This window comes from Comamonas testosteroni (assembly GCF_000761245.1).
Taxonomy (GTDB): Bacteria; Pseudomonadota; Gammaproteobacteria; order Burkholderiales; family Burkholderiaceae_C; genus Comamonas; species Comamonas testosteroni_C.
The window spans coordinates 83,011-106,295 of sequence record NZ_AWOR01000037.1 but is presented as its reverse complement, the minus strand read 5'-3'; the positions used below and the strand labels follow the sequence as shown (position 1 = coordinate 106,295).

Annotated in this window: 12 protein-coding genes; 6 read left to right on the top strand and 6 right to left on the bottom strand. The window is 51.5% G+C overall.

Annotated elements, in window-relative coordinates; all coding sequences use genetic code 11:
- Nucleotides 1-100 precede the first annotated feature (100 nt).
- Genes P353_RS08110 through mobH form a run of 4 tightly spaced genes read right to left on the bottom strand, consistent with a single transcriptional unit; the run spans nt 101 to nt 6,613 of the window.
- The gene (locus P353_RS08110) at nt 101-730 is read right to left on the bottom strand and encodes a DUF4400 domain-containing protein (protein ID WP_034367682.1); all 630 of its coding nucleotides are present in this window, start codon (nt 728-730) and stop codon (nt 101-103) included.
- On the bottom strand, nt 687-1,241 hold the full coding sequence (locus P353_RS29100; RefSeq protein ID WP_198529039.1) for a hypothetical protein: 555 nt from the start codon (nt 1,239-1,241) through the stop codon (nt 687-689). Before P353_RS29100 ends, P353_RS08110 begins: the two co-directional genes overlap by 44 nt.
- A 54-nt stretch (nt 1,242-1,295) precedes the next feature.
- On the bottom strand, nt 1,296-3,164 hold the full coding sequence (traD, locus tag P353_RS08105) for a conjugative transfer system coupling protein TraD (RefSeq protein WP_034367679.1): 1,869 nt from the start codon (nt 3,162-3,164) through the stop codon (nt 1,296-1,298).
- Between the two features lie 2 nt (nt 3,165-3,166).
- A complete protein-coding gene (gene mobH / locus P353_RS29510) occupies nt 3,167-6,613 on the bottom strand; it encodes a MobH family relaxase (RefSeq protein WP_080750490.1) in 3,447 nt (1,148 codons plus the stop codon).
- A gap of 283 nt (nt 6,614-6,896) precedes the next feature.
- Between mobH and P353_RS08095 the strand changes: the two genes are divergently transcribed.
- The 6 genes from P353_RS08095 to P353_RS08065 all read left to right on the top strand — a co-directional run bounded on the left by P353_RS08095 (nt 6,897) and on the right by P353_RS08065 (nt 11,787).
- Nucleotides 6,897-7,403 carry a hypothetical protein gene (locus P353_RS08095; RefSeq protein WP_157839555.1) on the top strand — a complete coding sequence of 169 codons (507 nt, stop codon included), beginning with the start codon at nt 6,897-6,899 and terminating at the stop codon, nt 7,401-7,403.
- Nucleotides 7,404-7,412: 9 nt separating this feature from the next.
- A complete protein-coding gene (locus tag P353_RS08090) occupies nt 7,413-7,751 on the top strand; it encodes a hypothetical protein (protein WP_034367673.1) in 339 nt (112 codons plus the stop codon).
- 3 nt (nt 7,752-7,754) lie between these two features.
- The gene (locus P353_RS08085; RefSeq protein ID WP_052084785.1) at nt 7,755-9,992 is read left to right on the top strand and encodes a DNA topoisomerase 3; all 2,238 of its coding nucleotides are present in this window, start codon (nt 7,755-7,757) and stop codon (nt 9,990-9,992) included.
- Between the two features lie 443 nt (nt 9,993-10,435).
- Nucleotides 10,436-10,885, top strand: a complete 450-nt coding sequence (locus P353_RS08075) for a hypothetical protein (protein WP_034367666.1) — start codon at nt 10,436-10,438, stop codon at nt 10,883-10,885.
- A complete protein-coding gene (locus P353_RS08070) occupies nt 10,882-11,148 on the top strand; it encodes a hypothetical protein (protein WP_034367663.1) in 267 nt (88 codons plus the stop codon). Before P353_RS08075 ends, P353_RS08070 begins: the two co-directional genes overlap by 4 nt.
- Nucleotides 11,149-11,172: 24 nt before the next feature.
- Complete coding sequence (locus P353_RS08065) at nt 11,173-11,787, top strand: DUF6012 family protein (RefSeq protein ID WP_034367660.1); 615 nt, start codon at nt 11,173-11,175, stop codon at nt 11,785-11,787.
- 86 nt (nt 11,788-11,873) lie between these two features.
- Here P353_RS08065 and P353_RS08060 read toward each other — a convergent pair whose 3' ends face one another.
- Nucleotides 11,874-17,411, bottom strand: a complete 5,538-nt coding sequence (locus tag P353_RS08060) for an Ig-like domain-containing protein (RefSeq protein WP_080750479.1) — start codon at nt 17,409-17,411, stop codon at nt 11,874-11,876.
- 142 nt (nt 17,412-17,553) lie between these two features.
- Nucleotides 17,554-23,121: an Ig-like domain-containing protein gene (locus P353_RS27970; RefSeq protein WP_157839554.1), complete on the bottom strand. Its 5,568-nt coding sequence runs from the start codon at nt 23,119-23,121 to the stop codon at nt 17,554-17,556.
- Nucleotides 23,122-23,285: the final 164 nt, after the last annotated feature.

Below are 23,285 nucleotides of genomic sequence, written 5' to 3'. Positions count from 1 at the left end.
TATCTTTTTCGCATGCGAAAAAGTCTTTCCTTGCCTCAGCCAAAAAAGAAGGGCACCCCAAATGGATGCCCTTCTTATACACGGTTGGATGCTGTTGCTATCAAATTCGCTTCTGGACGTTACCCATGGCCAGACCTATCAAGACGATAGTGCCCATCAGCGCCACAGGGATGATGATCGGGTTCAACGCGATGGGAGCCATAAACGCTGCTAACAGACCGAACACCAAGTAGCTCGCTCCGCGAACTGCATATCGATGCATGACTGGGCTTGAGTAGTCAAAGTTGGTCCGTTTGATTTTCCAGGTCATCAACCCATCGTAGCTCGCCGGAATGAACAAGATCAACATGTAAGGCAACCAGGCCATGAGAAGTGCAAGTCGTGAAAAGAACTGGTATGCGGCATTCATGAATGCATTCAGTCGCCCTTCAACCCAGGCGAACCAATCCTGCCCCATCTTCTCCATTCCACGAGAGCGTTTTTTCTCAGTTTCAGTAGGAATAAGCGTATTCAGCGCACCCTCATAAAACCCGGAATCGAGTATTGCGTAGTTATACCAGCCATTTGCCCTCTTCCTCACCCACTCTCTAGTGTCCTCGCCTAGTGTTTGCTCTACATATTTCTGTTCAATATGTATTTGCTTTTTGGTCCAATCACCTGGAATCAAAAGCAAAATTACTGTTGCTTCAAGGAGAAGCAGAATCACCACCACAAACCACGGTTTGTTCATAATTTACTCTCCGCAATACTTTTTTGATTCTTTCATTGGTGATGTAATCATAGACATACCTTCTACTAATTAAATCATCATCCAAAGTAAAGTCACTGCTCTCATGAATCGTTATCCTTGGCTTATTTGCCATTACCCAGTCAGCAAATGGAATTCCTTGAGAGACATCCCAAGAGCTTCCATTGCTTGAACAGACTTTCACTCGAAGCGCCAGTACTGTTTCATCAATCAAACACTTAAGAAACATTCCAAGGCGTATTGGATCTAGTATTTTTTTCCCGTTGTTTTCAATCAAGAGAACCGCGTACTGCTCCAAAGCTTCTTCAATAATAGTCTGTATTACAGGTTTCTTATCGGCTTGGATTCCTGCAGTTACATACCTTGTTAACTTCTGAAGCACCAATTCAACATCAGGCCAATCAAACTGCAAAACACTTAGTAATTCATTACTTTTCTTACTATTTGCCTTGATTTTTTCAACCATAGTAAAAGGCAAAGTCGTGTCAATCATTGATATGACCTCATAGTTCCGATACTTTTCAGAATTGTTTTTTTTCATATCCTCTTATGAAGTCAATATCGGCAACCTCCCCTTTACCACACGCCCGCCTGAAATCTTCCCTATGAACTCCAGGTTCGGCAGCATCCCCAGCAGCTGAGACGGAAAAAGCTCTGCTTCTTCCTCCATCAGGCGCTCCCCCTGGTTGCCACCATGCATGATTGGTTGATCGCCGTCTGTGTTGTGTCCTTGGTTGCGCATGACGTACTTCACGCGCGTCATAGGTAAATTTTCCGCTATGTACTTTTGCGACTCAGTGTCTGTGACGCGAAGAGCAAAAATATTGTTGATATTACCTAGAACTTGTAGCGCCTTCTCTTGACTGCCCAAGCGTGTTGTGAAATCTGCAATCGTTTGTGTCGCAACAAACAATCGCATCTTTGCTCCCCGCCCTTTGTTGAGCAGCTGAATAGTTGGATCATTGAGGACTTCAGCAGCTTCATCGATAAAAATATTGACTGGTCGGTTATCGACGCCGTAGTTGTAGCGATCACCCGCCACCGCTGTCAGGTCCGACAAGTAAATTGATCCGATTGCACTGCCCACCATGCTGTCTGTGAGCGAGTCCAGCCCGATGTAGGCAACCATGCCGTTGTTGATGATCTTCGCGTTATCAGTTATGGGCCTCTCGTCGCTCAGATCGTTTGGATCTGGCGAGAGCAGTGCCCCGATATCACCGGAAGTCAGCATGTTCATGATGGGCAAGAGGTTCGACACCATCTTGCCGAAGTGGGTGGCGTCATGCTGATACATGTTCAGCAGCCCCTCCAGCTCGGAGCTTGGGAAAGTAGGCTGTATTTCCGCCAGATAGAACTTCATCAGAGCCACAGCCTGTTTGTCGAGACTGGCGTTCTTGACCTTTTCCAAGTACGGTGCGGCCTTCTCTTCCCAATGTGGGTCAACCTTCTCAGAATAGGTCTTAACAGCCTTTACAACCAGGCCTTCAGCACCGCCTTCAAGGTAGCGGCGCAGCTTGATCAAGTTGGGACGCTCGTGGCAGATCAGCAGGCCTTGAACGATATTGTTCAAGGCCTGCCAGCCGAACGACTTGAAGGGATCAGCGCCAGCTTCGCTCGGGATGAGCGCCGCCAGACGGGAAGCAATCTCTGTCCCGCGTGTGAAATTGCGAAGCGGGTCTATTCGCACGGACTCTTCCGGGAAGGCAGGATGGAACTGTATGAAGCGCTCCGGGGTGCCCATCGCTTCACAAGTACGCCGCGCGTTGTCGCGCATCTCCTTATCGCCCTTGGGATCAATGATGATGACCACCTCATTGCGCATGATGGCCTGGGCAATATTCACATCGAATGCGCGCGTTTTGCCACTACCCGTTGTCCCGACCCAAAGTGAGTGCCCTTCTACATGCTTCAAAGGCTGATACAGATCCACCTCATTCGGTTCCACCCCATGAATCCAGGGTTGACCCATCTCCAGTTCTTTGGAAGCTTTGAGGTTCAGCCTCAGCAGCAGCGTTTCGAGCAATGACTTCTGGTTGGTGATGGAAGACCAGTCTCTGCGCAGGATCTCAAAAACGCGCTGTGCGTGGCGGTTTTCCCAGATGAAGCCTTTGCCGAGCCACAGCTCATCCTTGTGTTTGCTGATCATCTTTTGCACCTCTGAAATCTTGATGAATTCCAGTGGTCTGCCCTTAAGGTGCTCTTGCAGCTTGTGAAGCTTGTAGGCCTTCGGAAGTCTGGCCATGGCCATAGTCGCACCTATACCAGCCATCCAGTAGAAAGGCTGCGGGGGCATCTCTGTGACCTGCTGCACACACATTGCTCCAAAGGTGGCCAGCCCCCACCCCATGACCGCGCGCTTTTCATAGTTTGGCCGCCAGGGCATCTCATAGGCCAAAGCATCGTATTCAATTGCCATCTCTATTTCTCCGAATAAATTAATTGGTTTTCGCGGACCTTGAAGCCAAAGCTGCTCATCTTGAAGTGCACCGTCATCAACTCCACGCCTATCAAGTCGTTGGTCATCAGCTGAAGGGTGCGCTTGTCCACCAAAAGCTTTTCTCCCTCACGAATAGGCGCCGATGCAAGCCACGGTCCATTGCCCGCCTTAATCATTTCGATCAACCGTTGGAATGCGCGCTCGATGGGATCAACGCGCACCTCTATCACTTCGCCTGTATCGGGCTTCGCCGCGTTCTGCTTGTCCTTCTTGCCCTTTGGACGAGCTTGTGAATCGGCCCTCTCTTCCGCTCCAGCAGATGGGCTGGATGAGACCTTGGAAATCTCGTGTTCAATGGCCAGGGCTACTGGCGGCTGACTTTCAGTACGCTTTTCATGGGCCGGGATAAATAGTGGAGATTGACGCGGAGCTGCAGCCTCTGCGATGCCCAGGCCTGGATCTGCCCCTCGGCCTTTGGGCTTGACATCACGCAAGGCTGTCTTGGTGCGCTTCTGGCGAACAGGCATCTTGAAGCCCGTGTTCAAGACTGCTTCCGCCAATGCAGCTCCACGCAGCTTGTCCATTGGAGTAGGTTCGCTCGGTGTGACCTCAATGAATTGCACTGGAGCCATCATTGCCAGCTGACAGATTCCAGCTTCTTCCTGCTCTCCTGCTTGAGCGAGCGCCACCCGTATCGCTTCAGATATAGGCTCGCAAAGCACAATGCCCATGTAGCCGTCAAAGTCCCAGACATAGCGGCCTGGAGTTGCTGGATTGATGGAAATTGCTTGTTGCTGGGCCAGTATCTTGATTACCTCAGAGGCATCGCCGCCAATCTTCCTTGCTCCCTCTGGGTAATAGATCGCCGCCTGCTGACCATGCATGAACAAAACTTCCCCAAGGGTCATATCGCGCAGCAATACCGGCATCACGGCAGCCATGATCAATGCCTGCACTTGAGATCCGTATTGAGCCAGTACCTCAGCCAAGCCTCCTGAGAGATCGACAGGGCCAGCTCCTGGCTCCGACTGCGTGCTTATGGGTTCCTCTGAAAGGACAGGCTCGACCACATCGTTGGCCAGACGCATATGCTCAGGCAAAGGGTCAAATCCCAAACCGATATTGAGATCAATCAGCTCTTGGAGAGGGTTGTATTCAGATGGGGGAGGCAAGACGTGCGATGTCTCTGGCATTGAGTCGGGCGCGGTAGCACTTTCCACCGCAGGAGGTCGAGCTGCTGCATGGACGGCGGCTGGGGGGTGTGCATATGGAGGCATTGCAGCCTTATGCACTCCAGCCTTGCCACTGCCCTTCGACTGTTCCTCTGTTCCTAGAGCAGCTGCTGGTCGTCCCCCCTTTGCAGCCTCAGGCTTTGGTCTATCAGCCCTATTTGCTTTGATTTTTGTAGCACTCTTACCTGTCGCCTGCCCTGCACTTTGAGGCATCGAAGACGGAGTATGCGACTCTGTTGCGCTCGGATAATTTGCTGTCAGTACTGCCAGAAAATCATTGGCAGGACCTACAGTTGCAGGAGCATCCACGTCCGGTTTTGAGCCTGTTGCCTGCGCCAGCATCTGCATAGGAGAGACTTCTACCGAACTCACATGGTCATGTTCCGTTTTTGGCGGTGCAGGGGATTCAGCTACAGATGAGTTTGGAGGCGTTGGCAGCGGATCTGGCTTATGTTGCGCTGCAGCTGCTGGCATTGGGGAGGGGACAGGTGCAAACATGTCCAATCCCATCAAGCCTATCCCGGCCAAGGCGGACATGGCATCCTGCTCGGCCTTGAGCACTTCAGCACTGACGCCGATTCCATCTTCATCTACGCCAGCAACCGAGGGCGACTGAATCAAGCCGGGTATCAGCGCCAGCATGTTTGAGTTCGACTCAGAAGGCGGCTGAACAGCAGGCGCACCTTGCGCGCTTACATTAGCTCCTGTGCTTTGAGCAACTGGTGCAGATGATGAAGTGTGGGCTGCGGTCTGTCCTGCCGTTTGAATCGGTATTTGTGCGGGTGCTGGTGCTGTTGTTGCCGCAGCCGACTGCGCCGATTCATCTGGCGGAAAGCGCATATCCTTCCAGTCATTTTCGGTGCTGCTTCCTGGTGCAACGTCTGGAGCATTCAGATCTGTCAGTTGCACGTTGAGAGCGACCTCTTCTGCCGCTGCTTCGCCTGTAACTACCCCTTCGACCGCTGGAGGTGGCTCGGTTGTGAAAACCAAATCAGGAGATTCCAGCCGAAGCATCAGGAGAGGTTTCTCCAACCCCTGGGCCTTCACCAAATCGGGCATGACCTCCCAGTAGCGGTATGTGGCCATATTTCCGTTTTCGGAAACAATGTTCGATACAGCGAAACCACGTTCAACCAGGATATCGGCCAAGGTGTCGGCATCGCGCGGAACGCCCGGTATTTTGTCCTTCTCAACCAGATCCGTGATGTCCTGGGCGGGCTTCCAGACGATGAATACGCCCTGCTTCAAGTGCCAAACTTTTGCGCCCAGCTCGTTCACTTTCCAAGTGCCCTGCTTTACCAATCGGCGTATTGCATCGAACACATATCGCTCGACAGGTACGCCATATGAGAACTCATCGACATTCAGGCGCGACTGCTTCAAGTCACGGGCCACACTCTCCCGGTCAGCCATCAGCATCAGCTTTGTCACAGGCTGATTAACCCCAGTACCTGAGATCGCCTCAAGCATCGCCTCCATGATCTTGGGGCCGCTTTCGCTCAGGAAGCCGCGTGTCTGGTCAGGAAGAATGCGATCTACGGTCAGCAACGAGAACGACTCGTGACGCTTATGCCGTTTGTCGCGCCAGCGAATGAAATAGCGGTCCACGTTGTTCTTGCGTGCCCACTCATAGAGCGAGTCCCCATAGGGGTTCCAGACGATCTTTCCGTTGCGGTCGGTGATCGACACATCGGACAACGGCTTGCCAACGTCATGCAGCAATCCAGAAAAGCAGCTGGCCAGCCTCCATCTTGGCTCGTTGTCACGGCGCTCACGCGGTGTGCCCTCGGTCGAAAAGATAACCCCCTCAGAGGCTTGCGCTGACCAGAACGCCACTTCAAGGCCGTGACGAAACAGCCCTCCGGCCCCACGGTGGTGGTGTGCCTCTGATGCGGGTAGCAGATGGACAAAAGACGCATAGCGCTCGATGACTGGGACAACCAGGCGATGAAAGTCTTCTTTTTTGAAGCCCAGCGCCATGCGAATGCGCTCTACCAATTCAGCTTGGGTAGCCATGACCCGATCCACAGGCGCGACGGGCATGCCTTTGGCGAAAGGGGGATACCTTGGAATGTCCTCTTCATCGATGTCCAAGATCCGCCCGCTTCCACTGGAATGCACATTCGATGGCGCGCGAGAGGACGTAAATATCCCCTTGAGCGTTTTCAAAAATGGAGCGAGTAAATCTGGAGGCATGGACTGTGCTTTAAAACAATCCGCCGATGCTCCCCCAAAAGCCTCCCAAGACAAGATTACGGAGTGGCCCATTACGGGCAAATCGCGCATCAAGGTATCTGGGTACTGACTTCTAGAATTTTTTATCTGATTTCAAAGGAGTCAAGGCGCTATGCGTCCATATCTATCACTGCTTATTGCTGCAGGCGTACTTTCTGGCTGCGCGGCTTTTCAATCCAAGCCCCCGGAGCCTGTTGTCATCAAAGAAGACGACAAGCCCCAGCGCACGCACCGCCATCTGACAGTGGCCTGGGACAATATTGGCCGTGGTGGAGCCGCCCTACACCAACCAGGCTTTGTCGATGTGCTCAGCAATGAGGACTCACAAACGCAAAGCTATACGCCCGCCAAATCCCCAGCTCTCGCGCCAAAGCCCTCCCCGAAAGCGACACCAGCGATCATCGGCCCAAGCATTGACGAGATGCGCGCCCTCCTGAGCAAGTCTGCAGCCAAGCCTGTCCCCACCACGAACAAAACCAGCTATGCCATTTATGAAATGCGCCGCTGGGAGCGCTACTGCAACGCTGGCCAGGGCATGACCGAACAAGATTGGAAGTTCGTCACGCAAGCCAAGGGGGAAGTTCCAGCCGAAGCGATGAGCAGCTGCAGTCGGCCTAACCACAACTATCAGGAGTACAAGGACGCCTGGAAGGCATTTTGTTCTGGCACAACGATTTCAGAATCCCTGCAGGACATTGTTCGCAACTCCACTCGCCCAGCCAGCATCAAGAGCTGCAAGGGCAAGCTGTAAGAGGCTTCAATGTACTTCCAGAACAATCCACGCGATCTGCAGCTGCACGACCGCTTCTGCGGACACAACCCAGTCGAGGTCTGGCGCAATCGCCCCTTGAAACACAAGCTCAAACATAGATTCAATGTTTGCGCTGCTTTCGTCTTAGGCGAGGTCAGCATTCATTCGTTTTGGCTAGGGCTACGTCATCCTGAGTACATGGTTGCGCTGGCCTTGCGCAGACACGTAGCGAACATCAGCCGAGGCATGATTTTCGTATGCCCCGAAGCATTGGCCATGGTGGAAGAGATGCACCGCCCTAGCGCAGCCAACGAGCAAGAGCATCCTCAACTCATCGGGCGAGCGTGAATCATGGATCTGTATATCTGCGAGAAGCCAGCCCAAGGCAAAGACCTTGCAGGAGTGCTGGGCGTGCGCCAGTACAACGATGGCTACATCACAGGCGGCGACATCGCCGTCACCTGGGGCTTTGGCCATCTGTATGAGCAGCTGATGCCCGAGGACTACGACCCACGATATGAAGGCTATGAATCCTGGGATGACCTGAGCCTACTTCCGTTTGTTCCTTCGTCATGGGGTTACAAAATGAAGGAAAAAACGGCCAAGCAGACCAAGACCGTGTTGGGCTTGATCCAGAAAGCTTCGACCGTGTACATCTCTACGGACTTCGACCGTGAAGGTGAGGCCATTGGCAGAATCTTGTTGGCTCAGGCCAACTACAACGGTCCAATAAAGCGGGTGTGTCTTACCGCTTTGGATAACCAGAGCATTAAGAAGGCGCTAGCCAACGTCAAAGACGGCAGTGAAACCCTTCCGCTCTTTCATGCGGCATTGGCCCGAAGCCGCGCAGATTTCCTTGTCGGGATGAACCTGACTCGCCTGTACACCGCATTGGCAAGATCCATTGGCTTCCGCGAGATATTGAACATTGGTCGCGTGCTCACAGCAACGGTCAATCTGGTGTGTGAACGCGAGCGCGCCATCGCAAGCTTCCAACCTACCCCCTTCTGGACCATTCAAGCCCAGGTCAACACGCCCAAGGGGAGCTTCAAGGCCAGCTGGAAACCTCCGCAGGCTCATGCGGATGCCAACGGCAGATGCAATCAAGGGGACTTTGCCCGTGCCGCTGCACAGGCATGCAATGGTGCTGCTGCTCAGATTGTTCGCTCGGAACAAAAGCCAGAGTCGGAAACCGCCCCCCTGCTGTTCGATCTCACATCGCTACAGCAATACGCGAACAAGCGCTGGGGCTACACCGCCGATGAGGTGCTGGCTATCGGACAGGCACTATACGAAAAGCACAAGCTACTGACCTACCCGCGATCTGACAGCCGGTATCTGCCTCAGGATCAGCAGGGAGAAGTGCCTGATGTACTAAGCGCCATGGTCAAAACCGACCCAAGCATTGCAGGCCTTGTGCAGCTGGTCGATCCCGAGCGCAAATGCCGTGTGTTCAATGACTCTAAGGTTACGTCACACCACGGCATCATTCCCACCTTTCAAGCCGGTTCAATCGCCAGCCTGAATGAACAAGAGCGCAATATTTATGACATCGTGCGCCGTTACTACCTGGCGCAGTTTCTACCTGCACATGAGTACCTGCGTTCGGAAATCACAGTCCAATGCGGCCCTCATCTATTCGTGGCCACTGGGAACGTGACCACCAGCCCTGGTTGGAAATCGGCCTTCGGCAGTGACAACGACATCGACCCCCCGGACGAAGAAGTTGCAGATGAACAGGAGGGCACCGGTTCTGCTGCGCTTCCGGCAGTGGTTCCGGGTGATGCCTGCATCCTGGCCAAGACCGAGCTGGGCGAAAAAGTGACGCGCCCGCTGCCCTATTTCACTGAAGCCGCATTGCTTGGCGCGATGGAGAACATTGCGCGCTTCGAAACCAACGAGCAGTTGCGGAAGGTCCTCAACGAGAAATCAGGCATTGGCACCCCAGCCACCCGCGCAGGAATGATTGAGGGTGCAGTGGTGCGCAAATTTTTCGTTCGTAAGAAACGCGCTATACGCGCGACGGACAAGGCCCATGCGCTCATGGCCATCCTCCCACCGGCAATCAAACAGCCGTCGATGACCGCCTTGTGGGAGCAAGACTTGGACCGTATTGAGGACGGGACGATTCCTGTGGCCGCGTTTGAAGCCAAGATTACAAACTGGGTCTGCTCGATGGTCAACCAGCTCAAGGCTGCTGCTCCAGTCCTGTCACAAGCGGACGGCCCGATGGCCAAAGCCTTTGAAGCCGCCATGCCCCAGAAGCACGAATGCGTATTCGGCTGTGGCGGCCAGATGATGCGCTTCAAAGGTTCCAACGGGATGTTCTGGGGTTGTCAGAACGCCGAATGTAAGAAGACCTGCAGCGACAGTCGCGGCAAGCCGCAAAAGCCGCTTGCCAGCGATGAAGACGCACCCGACTGTCCAACCTGCGGCGGGCCTACCAAGCTGCGCAAAGGCAAGCCTAAGGACGGGAAGCGCGCCCAGAACTTCTGGGGTTGCTGCAACTATCCGAACTGCAAAGGGATTCTGCCCTTCGTCAAGCCCAAGCCTGGTGCCAAGGGAAAGCTAAGGATCTTCAATAGCTAAGGCTCTTCTAGGCAAGTTCTCACACATCGACCACGCAGATCCAGGCGGACTTGCATTTTTCCCATGCGCTTTAACTTGTTGTGAAGCTCCAGCTTCACGGCCCCGCCCTCAGCTCCATTGAAGAAACTGCATTCACCTCGAAGAAGGAAATTAATGTCAGCACGTTCAGTCGCTCTCAAATCCAGCGTTGATCTCTGTCCCTGTCCTGCATGTGGCAACCGAACGCACTTCAACCTGCACTCCGAGCGCGGAGGCGAGGAGTTCAGCGAAGTCTGGTTGAGCTGCATCTGTGGCCAGGACCCGCCGAGCACCTTTCGTGTTGAGGACATCTGGGGAGGACTCAGTGTGCCAATGCTGGTCACAGCTATCTATCAATGGAATAGCTGGCAGCGCGCTCCTCTCCCTGGCCAAGGGACTGATCTCGATATGGAGCTTGTCCAAGAATGACCTATTTGCAACGTTTCAAGCCTACAGATGATGACTTCGAGGCCTGCACACATGTGGTCAATGACCGGCCGATCATCGGCGTGAATGCCAAGAACAACAAAGCCAGAGTTCTGGCCATTACCGGAAGCCAGGGTGCTGCAGATGAGCACGAGAGCATCGGGAACGCCTTTCTCTTCGCGGAAGCGGGCACGGTGTTTCATCAGTGCGGCAAATCACCACGCGCAATGCTTGAGGACTACACCGCAATGCTGGCTCTGTTTGACGTTATGCATGCGATAGCCCAGGCCTTGCCTGCGGATGCGCGCGAGCGCGCCGAATCGCTCGTTGGCGTGCTTGAAAAAGCCCACCCGCTACTACCCCGCCCGAATGTAAAAAAAGCTGCCGCAGCCCTTCCTGTGCATTCTGGCTTTGCACCACCCTCAATCACAGCTGAAAGCGCTACATGAATTTCCACCGAGTCATCAACATGACAGTGCTCATCGCGTCAGTACTGCTGCTCGCATGTGCCGCAGTCGCCTTTTACGGCGCAACAAACAGCGCGGATGCGTCAAGTGCCCGCGCCCAGGTGCTTGCCGGAGTCTCGTCGGTTGTTGCCCTGGTGCTGACCTTCATCGCCAAGCTCCAGGCCAACAAGATCATCAAGCTCAAAGTCGCCATCGCTTCATTGAATGTGGAAAAGGCAATTCTTGTGTCGGGCGTCAAACGCTGATTTTTTTGGAAATTTGAATTCTCAATGCTGCTTCATCTCATTCCACGCTTGTACGCCTTCCGCTCAATTGAAGGCGAATGCTCCTTGATCGATTTTGAATGTCCGACGCTCGGCATATTTCTTCGAAATGGACATGAGCTGGTGGCAAGGCGTCCATACCCCAACAAGAACTACCTGGTGGGTTGCCGCAAGGTCGGCCAAAAAGCCATCAACGGACTCTTGATAGAGTCTCCCACTCGCATCAACCAGCTCACGACCATCACACGATGGGCAGTAGGCGCGGAGCGCGTTGTAACCCATAAGGTCCAATACGTGATCTTGGATTCCGAGATGGATGCGATTACTGAGAGCATGGTCCTGTGGCACACAATGTCTCCCAGCCTTGGCGGATTCGGAAACCGTTGGCCATCAGCTGCACAAAATTGGACACCCGCATCAGCTCAACCGCGCATGGAGTTGGTGCCTCGCTACCGTGACGGGAGCATCCAGGACAGTTTGGATGAGGCTGGCCGCATCACAGAGCGTTCTGAGATCTTCCATCTCCACACAGTAGAACGTGAGCGCGTTCTATTCAGAAGTGAGACAGATCTGTACAGCAGGAATCCCACTGCAGAAATGGCATTTACTGCTCCTGCATGAGCTTGTCGCTTGGGCACCCGTCATGCGCAAAAAAGGCCTGCAGCTCCCGATGAGCGCAGGCCTTTGTCATTGGCAGCTACTGAGCGTTACTGCAGCGCGGCTGGCTGCGAACGCCCGCCTGCATCATCGATGCCGATCAGCTGGACATTAGGCTTTTTTGCATCGCCAATGCGGTTCAGCGTCAGGCGATCACCAGTAACCGCTTTCACCTCACCGTCTACCGTCCATTCATAGGACCTCATGCGGCCATCTTCATCTTTGCAGGATGCATAGAAGAGCCAGGAGCCTACTGTTTCTCGCTGTGTCAGCGTGCATGTTGGCAGAGTGTTTTCTTTCACACTGATCCGCACCTTTGCCTCAGCTTCCTCACCCATTTTGCTGCGGATGCTGAACGCTACATCGTGATTACCAGCATTAAGAGTGATTCGGCCATAGTGTCCCGCGACATCCAGCTTTTCACCATTCACGGTGAACGAGCGTGTGTCGATGCGGTCAAGCGGATGGCCACCAGTCACATATGGTCGTAGCAGGACATCCAAGGGGGCGCGGTTGATTGCGTTCGACCCAGAGTACTGAAGTTCCACCTTGTAGGGGGCAGACTCAGCGATTGCCAGATCTTGCTTGATCACAGTCTCATGGCCACGGGCATCTTTCACAACAACGCCAATTTCATACACACCGTCTTCAAGGATCTTGAAGGTGCGCTGTGTCGCCTTGCTAGAGTCCGTAATGACTGCCTTGGTAGGAAGAGTCCAGCTATAGGTAGGCTCTTCAAGGTTGCCACTGAATGCGATAGGCCGGATCTTGACCGTCACCTCTGAAGGTGCAACCTTTGCGGTTCTCTTGATCTCCAAGCCAAAGGTTGGCCACACATACTCCCAAACCTTTGTCTTGAAAACGTAGGTGGACTCAGCCCCATCTTCACGGAAACCTTGTGCCCATGCCGTGTAGGTCACGTTAATCGTTTGCGATGCAAGATCTTCATCACTGGGGGTGTATTGGATGGATGTGCCCTTCTGAACAGTTCCATTCGGTAGAGTGAACTCGCCATCGAACGACAAATCCATGTCTCGATACGGAGGTGTCACCCGTGCAGCCAGTTCATAGGTCTTTCCCTTCTCGACCCGAATTGGGCCATCGACGTAGACGCGCGGCGGCTTCATCTTCAGGAATTCCACAGTTTTTCGAACAACGCTGTAGCCACTCATGTCCTCTGCAGGCGCTTCCTTAGAGCGCGCTCTGGCCACCAAACGCACTCGGGCCACTTCAGACTGCTTGATCTCGAACTGGGTAGATCCTTCATTGAAGGTTTCTCCGTTGTCTACAGACCATTCAACTACTGCATCTCCTGTGTTCATTGGCTTCCCATTGAGCGTTAGGGCAGCTGTGACCTTGGCGGTACCACCCACGTAGAAGGCTTGAGCACCTGTGAGCACAAGTTTCGGTTTGTCGTAAGCAATGACTTCCACTGGCTCCGAATACTTGGACTTCAGCGAATTAGCATTGACCACCTTTGCGCGGACCTGATGTGTACCTTTGTCGAAGACATTCACAAACATGAAGCGTTGTGATTTGTTCTTGACATCGTGCGCCACCCAGCTCTTTCCACCATCAGAACTGACCTCCCAGGCAACATCGCCCACAGCGCGCATATCCAAACGCTCATCGATGCTCAGCTTGAAGGTGTTCGTGAAGGGGGCTTCTCCAGACGTTCGACGGCTAGATATGGCTGATGTGATCTCTCCGCCTCGTGAAATGGTGACGAAGGCACCTTGAGGCGACTCTGCCACTCGCTTGTAGCCAGGTACAGGACTTTCTAGCTCAGCTTCGGCCACGAACCGCAGAGCCGTCGAATCTAAACTGCCAACATCGACATTGAATACAGCCTCGCCAGTTTCAGAGATCGCAACTGGTGCAGCAAGCTCTTCGCGCTTGTTGTAAGTCATGACTCGCACCAACCTCACCTTCCACTTCCCCATTGTCTCGGGGGTATAGGTCGAAGAGGTTGAGCCTCGGTCGCTCATCGTGACCACCACCTTCATGGGCGAGGTGTTAACAGCTGTGTCTGAATCCAGTTTGATGACTGGCTTCACACTTTCGCTGGGCGCTGCATAGACGCTGTACACGACCTCCTGTTTCACACTAGGAAGTGCGGTAAAGGCCGCTGCAACCTTGTACTTCGTGACTTCCCACAGATTACGGGCGTCCGCATTCAATCGTCGAAAGGTCGAATTGTTGGACAGGCCCATCGACTGCTCAATTTTTGCCTGTTCCAAGACTTCAGTACCACGCGCGATGGATAGGTCCAGAGCGGCACGTACCGACTTGATTTCGACATCACCGATGTACCCGCCCGCCATCGGAACAACCAACACGTTTTCAGCGTCTGGTACCAAGCTCTTGGAGTTGATAAGGATCTCGGGCTTAGGTGGGTTCACCGCCGTCAGGTTGATTGACTGCTCATTGAGCTTGATTTCAGCCCCAGTTTTGGTAAACAGACTCACGCGCCAGGAGATCGGGTGCACCCCCTCAGACGAGACAACGCCACGAAGATAGGGCGTGTCAGACCGCTCATCTTGAACCAGCCCTGGTGGGGTCTTGATCCAATCAACAAAGCAATAATTGCTCGCTTGCTCAGTTGACCGAGTGGCAGCATCTTGAATCGCCGCATCTCTGTTCATTGTGAGACTGCATTTGTAGCCATCTTGAATCTTCAGCCTCACACCGGCATCAGTAATTGAATGAACCACATTGGATATATCATCGGTAGCAGCAAGTGATACAGATCCCAAAGCAGATACCGAGTTCACCGATGCTATACCACTCTGCACCTGATTCTTTTTCCCTTTGCTGTCGTACACATACAGCGAAAATGAAACACCCTCCCTTCCGACTTGATTCATACGACCAATGAGGTCAACACCATTCGCCACATCGACCTGAATACTGTCACCAACAGGTTTTGAAAAAAAGTCCACGAGACAAACCGGAGCAAGAAGATTGTTTGCCGCCTTCGCCTTCGTCTCTTGCGTAGTCAGTTGGCACGTTGCTGATGTTTCTGGTCGAAGAGCAACAGTGTAATTCTCAATTCCCTGAACAATGCTACGCGAAGGGAAGGTGACATCTATCTCTGGCTTCCACATCGTTACTTCACCAACAACGATTGGAGAATTCGGGGCGGAAGAGGAAACCAGGATATTCGCAACACCTTTTTTGAATTGAGCACCAGGCTTTATATCAAATGCAATTTTGCTTTCGTTAGAACCAAAGTTGTAGTCCTTGATAACAGTTTTAGTTTCCCCTGGCGAAACTTCAACACCATTAACGCGAACGGGTGCCTCTGAATCTGATCTAAGCGTCAAGAAGATGTCATAGACACCAACAACGTTAGATCCATCTTTCAGTGTAAATTTTTCCGTTTCCAGGATTTTCTTCCCGCCTTCCAGCACGTAATCGCCTTCAAAAGCCGGAATCGAAATCTTTGAAGAATTTCCCTTTAGTGCGATCTGATTCGGCTCATACTTGAAAGTCACACTTTTCTGGACCTCATTTCCTTGACTATCTTGAGCCTTGATGCTTAGAGTATATTTTTCATTCTCCTTCATACTTGGAAACATCACTGGGTATTCCAGAGCATAATTTCCCGCAGAAAGTGAACGCACAGTCAAAAAAACGTTCTCATTGGACGCCCCGCCCTTCAGGTTTACCTCGGTTATTCTGGGGGTTTTGTCCAGTGCATCACTCAAGTTAATCTTGACATCATCAAGTGTCGAAATCGAGGTTCCGGCAACAATGTTCAGAACAGGCGGGGTCGAATCAATCGCATAAACACCATCAACACTTTTTTCGACAGAGTTACCATAATTATCCAATGCTCTCAATGAAAAAGTGTATTCTCCATCAGGAAGAGACTTATATGAAATCGTGAGATTATGGTCGTTACCTGCAGATGTTCTTCCACTGACTTCGGCAATTTCCGTCACCACTCCACTTCTATTATTTTTTGCATCGATATATCCCTTATTTAGTCCCATCCCATATGAGGTTGTGCCTGGCTCATTTACAGTAAAAACAAATTCCTTTATTTCCCGGATATGGGATACAGATGTTATCGTCGGACTCTTCTTATCCCAGTAGAAAAATCGCCCATTTCCTGACAGTGAAAGCTGGCCGTCTGACGCTCTTTTAAATACGCCATTAAATGAGTATGCACCATGCGAATCTGAAGTGTTAAATGGAAAATCAACTTCCATTTCACACGAAACTTCACCAGCCGGAATTACGCATGAAGGCTTACCTTGCGAAACCTGAATGTCATAGCCTCTAGGTGCCTTGATATGAAATCGGAGACGTGAAACTTTGGTATCTGCAGGAACATTTTTATCTTTCGTGTAGAAAGTATTAGCCCCCCAACCATATCCATCAATATATGCCTCCGTGAACTGTGGCTCCGGTGCTGACTGCAAAGGGTCAATCTCAGCATTTGGCACCGCCATTGACTTACAAGCATGTGTTGACGTATTAGTCCACCTATGCGTTTCGTTTGGGAAGTTGCCGAGTTCATTTACAGGCCCATCCATCACCAAGTAAGCATAATCTTCATCTGCTGTCAATACGGTTTTTGCGACTCCCATATTTGCAAAGTAACCGCCCCAGATCGGGTCAAAATCTCTCGATTGATTTTTTTTGACGCGATACAAGGCTTTTGCTGGATTGAACTTAACAATATTCTTTCCGTTGCTTGGACCAACAAATCCCTTCAACGCAGGAATATCAAGAAAGTTGCTTGTTGAATTGGGGTCATAAAGACCCATAAACTCCGGCGTATCAGGACAGGCTGAATTTACATACAACGCTCTTTCTAATGTTGAAGTGTTGCCAGCAATATCATTAATTTTGAACTTGAGTCTATATTTTCCATTATCAACATTGAATGTATTTGCAAAGAAAGTTCTTTTTAAGTCTATAGAATCCGAATTCTCGGCATACTGAGCATCACCAGATTTGACAACAATGCCAGAATTGGATGTCAGAAGTTCATAATTAATTGACTTGACAGAGTTGCTGTCATGAATATTGGATATGGAGACACTGGCTAAACCTGTCTGGTTATCTACTTTCGCAACGGCAATAAGACCATCGGCCATGATGCCGCCACCATAGGGGGACGTGATCGCAATTTCGCCTGCGGTCGGTGGTGTCGTGTCCACAATGACCTGATAACCATCAGTCTGAACCACCTGATTTGACGATGAAAGAAGCTCGGCCTTTACTGTGTACTTGCCTTCCCCTGGTAGCCTTAAAGTCATTACAAACCCGTAATAACTTTTGTTGTTCGCAACAACTCTGTCATTGGGTCCGACAACTGCGCTCGTTTGGGTCGCTATTTGTTTTCCAGTGGCATCAATGGCCGTCAATCTAATCTTCCGATCAATACCAGCACTGACAGTAACCGCTATATCACCGGATGGATTCAAGAAATCAATCGCTGAAGAAGCTTGAACAGTTTTTGTTTTCTTTAAAGTGTCCGTAAATTCATATTGGACAACTTCAGCATTGGCCCCATGTAGAAGGCCAGCTGCTGCAATCAGGAACAATGCACCTGACTTTCTGCGGAAATTCATACGCGTCTCCACGTAACTATGGGAGCTTTCAGTCTAGGATTCGCCCTTTGATTTCCTTGAACACCAAGTTGCCCTTCCTGGGCGGAAATGAAAAAGGCCCGCAGCTCCAAGAGCGCGGGCCTTATTTGGTAGCTACAGAGGCTTACTGCAGCGCAGCTGGCTGCGAGCGCCCGCCTGCATCATCGATGCCGATCAGTTGAACATTGGGCTTCCTGGCATCACCGCTGCGGTTCAGCGTCAAGCGATCACCAGTAACCGCTTTCACCTCACCATCCACAGTCCATTCGTAGGTTTTCATGCGACCATCCTCGTCTTTGCAGGATGCATAGAAGAGCCAGGAGCCGACTGTCTCACGGCTTGACATGGTGCAGGTTGGAGGCTGGTTCTCCTTCACCGAGATATTGAGCTTGGCCGTGGCCTCGCTGCCCATCTGACTCACAACCTTGTACTGAATGTCGTGCTCACCCGCCTGCAGGACGGTTCGGCCATAGAAGCCAGTGACGTTCAGCTTCTCACCGTTCACGAAGAACTCCCGAGTCAGGATGCGATCTTGCGGATGCCCACCCGTCACATAAGGGCGCAGCAGAACGCTCAATGGTGCGCGATTGATCGGGTTAGAACCCGAGTACTTCACCTCTACTGAGTAAGGTGCAGCTTCACCGATCAGGATGGTTTCCTTCAGCTTTGCAACGTTACCTCGCGCATCACGGACAACCACACCGACATCAAATGCGCCAGTGGAATTGAGGACAAAGGTTCGCAGCGTGGGGAACTTGTCGTCGAGCACGGTCGCGCTTGCTGGAATGTTCCAGTCGTAGGTCGGTGATTCAAGGGTGCCCTCGAAAGCAATCGGACGAACTGTCAGCGTGATCTGAACTGGCGACACGTTTGCGCTCTTGCGGATCTGCAGACCGAATGATGGGAACACATATTCCCAAACACGCGAACGCATCGAGTGAGTCCCTTCTGCCCCCTGGTTGCGGTAGCCATCAACCCAGGCGGTGTATTTTGTCTCGACTCGCTCTGCCGACAAGTCAGCTGCAGTGGGCGTATAGGTTGCCGACTCGCCGTTGACGACCTTGCCGTTCGGCAAGGTGAAGGCACCGGCCATCTTCACATCCATCGAAGGGTACGGAGGTGTGATGCGCGCATTGAAGGTGTATGTCTTGCCCAATTCGATTCGTGAGGGACCCGTCACGTAAGGACGGGGCGGCTTCACTGGCAGAAAGTCAATGCTCTTGTTCACGACATCGAAAGCATAGGCATCGCTGCCTGGTGCATCAATGGATCGAGCGCGAACCGATAGCTTGATCCGGGCTTCCTTGGCTGAGGTCAGCTGAAACGTATCTGTACCCTTTGCGTAGGTCTTCCCACCATCCTTAGACCATTCAATCACGACGCGATCTTTGCTGATGTAGTCCTTACCAAATTTGAATTTGGCGCTCATCGTGGCCTTGGAGCCGATGAAGTGCTGCTGCGCGCCAGTCAGTTCAAGCTTGGGCTTGTCATAGGCGATCACATCCACGATTTCTGTGTACTTTTCCTTTGCAGAGTTGATGTTGGTGATCTTGGCCCGGACCTTGTACTCACCTTTCTCGAAGGTACGCATGAACATCATCTTGCGCTGTTCCGGCTGAACGATCTTCTCCCAGCTAGATCCCCGGTTGCTGCTGACTTCCCAGACGACAGCGCCGACCGCACGCATATCAAGAGCTTCATCCAGTGCCAACTTAAATGCTGTCACGAATGGAGCTTCGCCCGAAAGGCGTCGCCCTGTCACGGATGCCCCAATCGCATTACCTCTCAACACAGTAATGAATGTCGGCACTGTTGATTCTTCAGTTCGTTTGTAGCCTTCTATCGGAGATACAAGCACCGCCTCTGCGATGAAGCGCACCGATGCTGCATTCACATTGTCCAAACCAACATTAAACGTGGCCACGCCGTCAACGGTTTCCACATAGTCCGTCATTGGCTCTCGCTTGTTGTAGGTCATGAGCTTGACCAAACGGACCTTCCATTTGCCCATGTTTGCGTTATAGGCCTCTGCAGGCTTATATCGGTCACTCATCGTCACCTTCACCTTCATGGCTTCAGTGTCCACAGCCTGGTTCGAATTCACCGATACAACCGGCCTCATGCCAAGCGATGGGCCTGCCACGATGCGGTAGACCTTCTTGGTCTTCACTTCAGGCAGCAACGTGTAGTTGACGTTGACGGTGTACGGTGTTTCAGTCCAAAGGGGCCGCTCGTCGGTATCAATGCGGCGGTATAGCTGGCTCTTGTCAAATCGGCTTGGCTCCGCAACACCTGACTCAAGAACGTCAGTGCCTCGCATGATGCTCACATCAAGTTGAGATCTCTCAGAAGTGATGGTCACGTCACCTACATAGCCACCCGTGTGAGGCACCACAAGCAGGCTATCGTTGACGACGTGTGGGGAGGTAATCTCTACCGTAGGAACGGAAGGATCAACGACCGTAATAGGCTGTGATTGCTCATTCAGGACAATCTGTTGTCCTGACTTGCTGAACATCGAGATTTTCCACTTCAGCTCAGTCGCGCCCTTGTTCGGGATGTTGCCCTGCAGCAGGGGAACTTCGACTCTCTCAGCTTGGCTCAAGCCTACAGGCAGCTTTGTCCACTCCACCCAGCAGCTTGGGCTTGCTGCGATGTTCATCTTGGTGCTGGCATCGAGCGCGGCCTTCTCAGCGCCTTGCACGAAGAGACACACTGGACCTTCAACCTGCTTGACGCGAGTGTCAATTTCCTGAATCCGACGAGTCACCTTCGAGAGATCGGTGATCGTGGCTATTTTCACCGAACCCATTGGCGATGTGACGTTTAGCTTGCCACTGCCGTTACCAACGAGATACTTGGTGCCGTTGGAGGCATACATGTAAAGAGCAAACGTCATGTCGTTGCTCCCCAGCTTGGATGCCCTACCTTGCAGGTTGATGGTGCTCTTGTCTTTCTCAGTAGATTGGTAATCCCCCTCTGGAATCTTGTCCCAACCCAGCAAACACACTGGGGCTGTGATGGGATCAGCGGTCTTGGCACGGGATTCATCCGTACTCAGGGCACACCGGCTCCCATTAGCAGCGTCATTCACTGCATTCGTTGTGTACACATCAATGCCCTGACGCACGGACGCAGATGTTCCTGTGAGCTTCCCAGCTGGCTTCCAGACGTTGATATTCGCAATGAGGACCGGGGAGTTCGGAGCTGAGGTTGTGACCAGCAAATTGGATGTGCCCGTTTGGCCATCCACTGCTGCAGACACGGACAGGCTGATCTTGCCACCTGTGCTGGCGAAGTCGTGGGCAGGCATCACGACAACAGTTTGGCCAGGTTCGACAACGAAACCGTTGACCTTCAGCGGTACTTTGGCATCCTTGCGCAGCGTGGCCATGATGTCATATCGGCCCGACACAACCGTACCATCGCGCATTGTCACGGGATTGGAGTCGATCACCTCCTTGCCGCTGGCACGCCTGAACTCCGCTGCCAAGGCAGGGATCGACAATATGCCACTCGCGTCTGGCGACATCGTTATTTGGCGAGGTGTGTAGTCGAAGCCGAAGCTCGCTTCTCCTATATTTCCCTGATCGTCTACGCCTTGAACTGTGAGCGTGTAGCTTTCACCTTGTTCAAGACTCGGGAACATGATTGGATACTCCAAACCATAGTAATTCAGTCCCAGTGAGCGTGCCGTTAGATAAACCGTATCTTTTGTAGGTCCTCCCTCAAGCTTGATGCTTGTGACTCGCGGCTTCGCCGTAGTTTCATCATTCACAGTGAAGGTAATATCATCAAGACTTGTCACACCGCTCCCTGATGAAATGATCTTAATCACTGGCTTGGTTGTGTCGTTCGCAATGGTGAATAATTTTGGAGATGGAGCTGCAGTATTTCCCCAGTTATCCGTTGCCCACGCGTAAACATCATACTGGCCAGGGGGTAGACCTTTATAGCTTGTCGTAAATGTATACTTGTTATTTCCAGAAACGACAGATTCATGATTGAAAATAGTTTCTTTTCCAGACTTATCGACAAATCTGAGGCCTGAATGCGGAAGATTTACAGTTCCCCAAAGACTACCTGAATTTCCTTCGAAGAATTCAACAGATACTTTCTTCTCAAAACTATCATGACTGACGAACCTCTGAAATATCGGATCTTCGCCATCATAGGCAAGGGTGATATACCCCGCAGGCACCACCATTCCAGGCATATCTAACCGACTAACATTACTCAGATACTGATACATCACAACTTCGCCTGTGACGTTCCAAGGCGTATTCGTATTGATATAGCAAGACTTCTGATTCGCGGGGACATCACAGGTCTGCTGAGCGACCATCACCCTTTGTACATATGGCCGTGGTTCAACCTCAACTGCGATACCAGTCATCTTGGTATCTCTGGGAATCGTCCTTCCTGGAATATCTTTGAATCCGACTTGGATACGACCATAACCAGCGATGTCAAACTCTTGCTTGATTTTATTATGAGGTGGAGTCGTTGAAGCTGTGAAATTAGCCTGAGGAAGTCTTACATCATCACAAACCCAGAACCCGTCACTGTTCCACCGCAAAAAATCCCCAAATTGTTTATCTGGATTAATAACACCGTCAATCTTGTAGTAAACATAGTTGCTATCACTATGAATAACAGAATGACTAATAACCCCACCAGCATCGGCTACAAAATATCCGCCATAGGGTTGTGTTTCTGTGGCAGATTTGCTTTGGCTTCTTGGAGATCGATAGATGAAGCTACCTGGGTTCTGAGGAAGATTAAAACTTCCAGTAATCTCTCTATATCCCTTTAATTGCTGAACACCATACAGGTTTCCGCCATATGCTGGATCGTAGTATCCAACCGGAATTGGAGTTGCAGGGCAAATACTATCATTATGAAAGATCATCGAAGATGATGAACTATTACCTGCTTTGTCCGTCACAAAGAATGTAATCTTATTCTTTGAGTTTGCCCCCAACGAGTTGAATGCTTTGTCGAACAGATCATTGACATTAGCCCCACCGATGATTGCCTCTTTCAAGCTTTCGTTGTAACCAACATCACCAGTGTTCGTGATCAGGCCGGTTTTCGGCCCATTAATAACTTCAGTCTTGAAGTTGATAGACGATATCCCACTTGCATCTTGGACATCTTTGATACCAATATTTCTTGCTTCGGTTGTACCGAATTTAGGTATCCCATCACCCTGTATTCCACCACCATATGGAACGCTCCAGAACCACTCACCCGTTCTAGGTGGTGTCCTGTCAACAACAAACTCGGTTTGTGTTGTCTGAACAATTTTGTTCGCTGATGACAGAGTGTCTTGACGGGCTACAAAGGTTCCTTCTGAGGGAGAGTTGAACCTCAGAATAGCACCGTAGTAAGACTTTGAATCGACAACAATCTTGCTGTTGAAACCCAACAACTCGCTTGTTTTGCTTTCGACTTCAGCACCAGTATCTTTTCGAAGAATGGTGATTTTCACCTTTCGATCTGTTCCAGCGCTTGCATAAATATCAAGAAAGCTATCGGGGTTTATGTACCTGTTTTCAGCAAGTACTTCTCGCACTTGGCCGTTGGCTTGACTGAACTTGTATTGCAGCACATCTGCGTGCACAGAACCTGCCGCGCCCGCCACTAGGGCTGCGGTAGCGTACAGGACCACCTTTTTTACGCTTTTCATGGAGTTCTCCACGGACTTATAGATGGTGTCAAGGCTAAACACGCATCTTCAATAGTCGGCCCGTGGGGCGGCCCATCTTGGTCAGCAAGTTCCTTCTGCTGAACCAATACGTACAAAAAAACGCTCTTACGGAAAGAGCGTTGTAGATCTCATGTCAATCGAAA

Coding starts and splice junctions, on each gene's coding strand:
- P353_RS08085 (WP_052084785.1), top strand. CDS start 7,755: ATGGATCTGTATATCTGCGAGAAGCCAGCCCAAGGCAAAGACCTTGCA.
- traD (WP_034367679.1), bottom strand. CDS start 3,164: ATGGCAATTGAATACGATGCTTTGGCCTATGAGATGCCCTGGCGGCCA.
- P353_RS27970 (WP_157839554.1), bottom strand. CDS start 23,121: ATGAAAAGCGTAAAAAAGGTGGTCCTGTACGCTACCGCAGCCCTAGTG.
- P353_RS08075 (WP_034367666.1), top strand. CDS start 10,436: ATGACCTATTTGCAACGTTTCAAGCCTACAGATGATGACTTCGAGGCC.
- mobH (WP_080750490.1), bottom strand. CDS start 6,613: ATGCCTCCAGATTTACTCGCTCCATTTTTGAAAACGCTCAAGGGGATA.
- P353_RS08090 (WP_034367673.1), top strand. CDS start 7,413: ATGTACTTCCAGAACAATCCACGCGATCTGCAGCTGCACGACCGCTTC.
- P353_RS08070 (WP_034367663.1), top strand. CDS start 10,882: ATGAATTTCCACCGAGTCATCAACATGACAGTGCTCATCGCGTCAGTA.
- P353_RS08060 (WP_080750479.1), bottom strand. CDS start 17,411: ATGAATTTCCGCAGAAAGTCAGGTGCATTGTTCCTGATTGCAGCAGCT.
- P353_RS08065 (WP_034367660.1), top strand. CDS start 11,173: ATGCTGCTTCATCTCATTCCACGCTTGTACGCCTTCCGCTCAATTGAA.
- P353_RS29100 (WP_198529039.1), bottom strand. CDS start 1,241: ATGATTGACACGACTTTGCCTTTTACTATGGTTGAAAAAATCAAGGCA.
- P353_RS08110 (WP_034367682.1), bottom strand. CDS start 730: ATGAACAAACCGTGGTTTGTGGTGGTGATTCTGCTTCTCCTTGAAGCA.